Genomic DNA, 1602 nt, shown 5'->3' on the forward strand with positions numbered 1-1602 from the left:
TCCGTCCTGCAGAACGCGAACCGCGCCTCCAGGCAGGGTCTTCCCGGAACGGGCGACTACCCTCGAGCCGTGCCGCCCGAATCGACGCTCCCCGGATCGCTCGCGACCGGCCGACGGCGGCTCCTCGACCTGGCGACCAGCCTGCCGGCCTGGTCCGCCGTGCTCCTCGTCTGGGCGGGCGGGCGCGCGCTGTCGACGTTCTGGTTGGCGCTCGCGTACCCGCTGACCGGACGGGCGCTCCCGGCGAACGCGATCTGGGGCAACGACCACGGGTTCCTGTCGTTCCTGACCGCGTGGGACGGGCAGTACTACCAGCAGATCTCGCTGCAGGGCTACCCGACCACGCTGCCGACCGACGCCGCCGGCCACGTCACGCAGAACGCGTGGGCGTTCCTCCCGGCGTTCCCCTTCCTCATCCGGATGCTGACGGCGTCCACCGGGATCACGTTCGAGGTCGGCGCACCGGCCATCGCGATCATCGCCGGCCTCGTGGCCACGTACCTGCTCTACCGGCTCGTCAGCGACCACACCGGGCACCGGGCGGGCATGTGGGCGGTCTTCTTCTTCACGTGCGGCCCGCTGTCGTTCCTCCTGCAGGTCGGCTACGCGGAGAGCACGTTCCTCGCGCTGACGTTCGGCGCACTCCTCGCCCTCGAACGGCGGCGGTACGCCCTGCTCACCCTGCTCGGCGTCGCAGCGGCGTTCACCCGGCCGGGCGCGCTCGCGATCCCGCTCGTGCTCGGCGTCGTCGTCCTCGTGCGGTGGCTGCGTGCGCGCCGTGACGGTGGCCGGACCCTCGACCGGTTCCCCGTGCGGGAGCGGGTCGCCGCGGTGCTGTCCGGTCTCGCGATGGCCGCGGCCGGCGTGGCGTGGCCGGTCATCGCGACGCACGTGACCGGGACGCCGAACGCCTACCTCGAGACCGAGATGTCGTGGTGGGTCAACTTCATCGGGCGGGTCGACTTCGCACCCCTGACGCCGTGGTTCCTGATCGCGTCACGCTGGCTCGGTGTCGGCGGGGTCCTCATCGTGGTGTTCCTGCTCGTCGCGTACCCGGTGTGGCTGCTGCGCCGCTCGACACGGAAGCTCGGCACGACGACCGTGCTGTACTCCGCCGCGTACGCGCTCTACGTCTTCGCGGTGTCGCTGCCGATGGCGTCGACGCCCCGGCTGCTCATGCCGTTGGCGCCGCTGTTCGGGTCGCCGGAGCTCGTGGCCAAGCCGTGGATGCGGTGGACGTTCGTCACGTGCGCGCTGCTCGGGCAGCCGGTGCTCGTCGCGGTGCTCTGGCTGCTCGGCCCGCCGTAGGGGGCTGTGGCGCGGCTGGTCGCTGGGCCGCGATCGCGCACCGCTGTGGAACGACGAAGCCGCTGTCGGGCGACAGCGGCTTCGTCGTTCCGGGTCGGAGCTTCAGAGCTCGACCGTGCCGTGGTCGCCGGTGTCCGGCTGGCTCTGCTTGCCGAGCGCGGCCTTGAGCGTCTGTACGAGGCTGCCGACCGGGCCGGTGTCCTGGGTCCAGTACTCGACGGAGTCGCCCTCGACCGTGAGGAGCCGGATCGACGGGTCCTGCCGGCCCTGGGGGAACCAGGCCTCCGCGAACGG

General features: G+C 72.0%; 2 protein-coding genes. One reads left to right on the top strand and one right to left on the bottom strand.

Translation table 11 applies throughout. From position 1 onward, the window contains the following. The coding region (locus tag I59_RS06295; RefSeq protein WP_222834993.1) for a hypothetical protein at positions 1-1308 on the top strand (1308 nt) is incomplete at its 5' end. Between the two features lie 102 nt (positions 1309-1410). Here the strand turns inward: I59_RS06295 and I59_RS06300 are convergent. After that, the coding region (locus tag I59_RS06300; protein ID WP_022903137.1) for a pyridoxamine 5'-phosphate oxidase family protein at positions 1411-1602 on the bottom strand (192 nt) is incomplete at its 5' end.

The sequence above is a fragment of the Curtobacterium sp. B8 genome (assembly GCF_000333315.1).
Lineage (GTDB): Bacteria > Actinomycetota > Actinomycetes > Actinomycetales > Microbacteriaceae > Curtobacterium > Curtobacterium luteum.